The sequence below is a fragment of the Komagataeibacter kakiaceti JCM 25156 genome, from assembly GCF_000613305.1.
Genome location: NZ_BAIO01000289.1, coordinates 1 through 2,997 on the forward strand (window position 1 = coordinate 1; position 2,997 = coordinate 2,997).

Sequence of the window (2,997 nt, forward strand, 5' to 3'; positions counted from 1 at the left end):
CACCATTATCGAAGGGGATTTCAACGATCCGGCCATGCCCGATCGCCTGACCGAACTGCTGGGCGGGCGCGCGGATCTGGTCATGTCCGACATGGCGCCCAACACGACCGGGCATGCGCCGACCGATCACCTGCGCATTATCGGCCTGACCGAACTGGCGCTGGATTTCGCCACGCGCATCCTCGCCCCCGGCGGCGCGTTCATCGCCAAGGTGTTTCAGGGCGGGTCGGAAAAACAGATGCTGCTGGAACTGAAAGCCCTGTTCACGCAGGTACGCCACGCCAAGCCACCGGCAAGCCGCAAGGAATCGAGCGAACTCTATGTCGTGGCAACTGGGTTTCGCAGCCGGGAGAACGGGGAAGGCTGACTTCCCCGCTCCGGCCGCGCACGCCCGGTTCAGGCGTTCACGTGGTGATCGTCCCATAGCCACGCAGCACCCCGCACGCCGGAACTGTCGCCATGGCGGTTGCGCACGATGGGGGTGCGGCAGTCGGGCGTGATGATGTAACGCCGCATGAGGTGGGGCACGCGTTCATACAGCGTATCAAGGTTGGACACGCCGCCGCCCAGCACGATCACGTCCGGATCCAGAAAATTGATCGCCATGGCGCATGCCCGCGCCATGCGGTCCATGTACCGGTCCAGCGCGCCGATGCCGCCAGATCCCCGGCTTCCGCTTCCGTCTCGATATGGGCGGCGCTGAGATGGCCCGGCCCCTTCCAGTCCTGCGCCAGCGCCGAGCCGCTGAGGAAACGCTCCATGCACCCCTCATTGCCACAGAAGCATTTGGGCATGGGAAATTCCTCGATCCGGGGCCAGGGCAGCGGCGTATGCCCCCATTCCCCCGCGATGTGGTTGCGCCCGATCACCAGCTTGCGGTCAATCACGATCCCGGCCCCCATGCCGGTGCCGATAATCACGCCGAACACGCTATGGAACCCCGCGCCCGCCCCGTCGATCGCCTCGGACAGGGCGAAGCAGTTGGCGTCGTTCTCGATGCGGACCTCACGCCCCAGCGCTTCGCACATGTCACGGATCAACGGCTGGTTGTTCAGCCACGTGGCGTTGGCGTTCTTGATCACGCCGATATCGGGGCTGATGGAACCGGGAATCCCGATTCCGACCGTGCCCGTTCCGCCCAGTTCCCTGTCCACGCCCTGGATCAGGTCGCACATGGCCTGAATGGCCGCCGTGTAATTGCCGGGATTGCTGATCCGTCGGCGGATCAGCTCGGCTCCATCCAAGCCCAGTGCTGCGATCTCGATCTTGGTGCCGCCAAAATCTATTCCGATACGATAGGAGGCCATCCGGAGTCTTTCTTTCATCATGTTTTATCAATGGCACGTTTTCTTTTATGATCGTACCAGCATGGAACATCAAACCCTGTTGTCAGGGCATAGCTGCCCACCACGAGGAGACAAGGCCCATGAGTGAAATCCTGCTAGACGCACGCGGGCTGACCTGTCCACTTCCCGTGCTCAGGGCCAACCGCATGCTGCGCGCCCTCGCGCCGGGTGAACGGCTGCGCGTCATGGCGACCGACCGGGCGTCGGTTGCGGATTTTCAGGCTTTCTGCCGCGAGACGGGCCACGCGCTCATCGCATTCGGGGAGGAAGGCGGCACGCTCTCTTTCGTGATCCGCCGCAGGCCCGAGCCGGAGGCGGCGCGCCCGGCGGGCGATCCCCCCGCCCCTGATGCCAAACTGGCGTAAAACCAGTTGTCCCCTTGGCAGGATGCCCCTCAAGGATGTAATGCGTCCGCCAGCTACGTTATTGCAGGAAGCACCGCGCACAGATGACCGATGACCTGACCAACCTTTCCTTCGAGGACGCACTGGCCGAGCTTGAGACCATCGTGCGGCAGCTTGAGGTGGGCCAGCTCAGGCTGGAGGACGCGATCACGTCCTATGAGCGCGGCGCGGCCCTGCGGCAGTACTGCCAGAAGAAACTGGACGAGGCAGAGGCCCGCGTTCAGGCGATTGTCCAGCGTGCCGATGGCGCGCTGGAAGCAAAACCAATGGATTGATGCGCCAGATGAGCCAAACAACAGCAACCGCGTCCCAAACAGACGGTACGGATCGCATGGTCCGTCTGCGTGCATCCATGGCCGCGCGCGCCACAGCGATCGAAAACATGATCGACCGCCTCCTCCCCCGTGTCGAAGGGGGGAAGCCCGCCTGATCGACGCCATGCGCTACGCCACGCTGGGCGGGGGCAAGCGCCTGCGCGGCTATCTGGTGGCCGAGGTGGCCAGCCTGTTCGGCGTCAGCCCGAGGGAGCGGATCGTGTCGCGGCCTCGGTCGAGATGCTGCATGCCTATTCACTGGTGCATGACGACCTGCCCGCCATGGATGACGATGACCTGCGCCGTGGCCAGCCTTCCACCCACCGCAAGTTCGACGAAGCCACGGCCATTCTGGCGGGTGACGCGCTCCAGACCTCGGCGTTCGATATCCTCGCCAACCCGCTGACCCACGCCAGCGCGGAAGTGCGCGTCAACCTGGTGCGCGCCCTGGCCGAAGCCTCGGGCGCCGCTGGCATGGTCGGCGGCCAGATGATCGACATGGAAGGCGAAGGCCGCGCCCTGTCGCTGGAGGAAGTCGCCCGCCTGCACGCGCTCAAGACCGGCTGCCTCATCCGCTATTCGGCTGAAGCCGGGGCCATTCTGGGCCAGGCGAGCGATGACGTGCGCAGGCGTATTTCCGCCTATGGCCGCGACCTTGGCGCCGCGTTCCAGATTGCCGATGACGTGCTGGACGCCACCGCCAGCGCCGAGGAACTGGGCAAGACGGCCGGTAAGGACGAAGCCGCGGGCAAGTCCACCTACGTCGCCCTGCTGGGCGTGGAAGGCGCGGCGGCGGAAGCGCGGCGCGTCGCGAAACAGGCTGAATCCCATATCGACATATTTGGCCCCGAGGCTGATCGCCTGCGCGATCTGATCCGCTACGTGGTCGAGCGCAGGAACTGATTGACATGACTGACAGCAGCAACACGCCTT

At 64.7% G+C, this 2,997-nt stretch carries 3 protein-coding genes and 2 pseudogenes; 4 read left to right on the forward strand and 1 reads right to left on the reverse strand.

The window, feature by feature from the left end; genetic code table 11:
- Positions 1-367: SAM-dependent methyltransferase (locus JCM25156_RS12450; RefSeq protein ID WP_025813329.1), on the forward strand; the 367-nt coding region annotated here is incomplete at its 5' end.
- A gap of 29 nt (positions 368-396) precedes the next feature.
- On the opposite strand, the pseudogene JCM25156_RS24130 reads toward JCM25156_RS12450, so the two are convergent.
- Positions 397-1,307 (reverse strand): annotated as a pseudogene (locus JCM25156_RS24130) (ROK family protein).
- A 119-nt stretch (positions 1,308-1,426) separates the two neighbouring features.
- Between JCM25156_RS24130 and JCM25156_RS12460 the strand changes: the two are divergent.
- The 3 genes and pseudogenes from JCM25156_RS12460 to JCM25156_RS24135 all read left to right on the forward strand — a co-directional run bounded on the left by JCM25156_RS12460 (position 1,427) and on the right by JCM25156_RS24135 (position 2,967).
- Positions 1,427-1,711, forward strand: a complete 285-nt coding sequence (locus JCM25156_RS12460; protein WP_025813330.1) for a sulfurtransferase TusA family protein — start codon at positions 1,427-1,429, stop codon at positions 1,709-1,711.
- An 83-nt stretch (positions 1,712-1,794) separates the two neighbouring features.
- Entirely contained in the window at positions 1,795-2,025 is a 231-nt protein-coding gene (locus JCM25156_RS12465) for an exodeoxyribonuclease VII small subunit (protein ID WP_025813331.1), read from the forward strand.
- Between the two features lie 8 nt (positions 2,026-2,033).
- A pseudogene (locus tag JCM25156_RS24135) lies at positions 2,034-2,967 on the forward strand (polyprenyl synthetase family protein).
- Positions 2,968-2,997: the final 30 nt, after the last annotated feature.

Coding starts and splice junctions, on each gene's coding strand:
- JCM25156_RS12460 (WP_025813330.1), top strand. CDS start 1,427: ATGAGTGAAATCCTGCTAGACGCACGCGGGCTGACCTGTCCACTTCCC.
- JCM25156_RS12465 (WP_025813331.1), top strand. CDS start 1,795: ATGACCGATGACCTGACCAACCTTTCCTTCGAGGACGCACTGGCCGAG.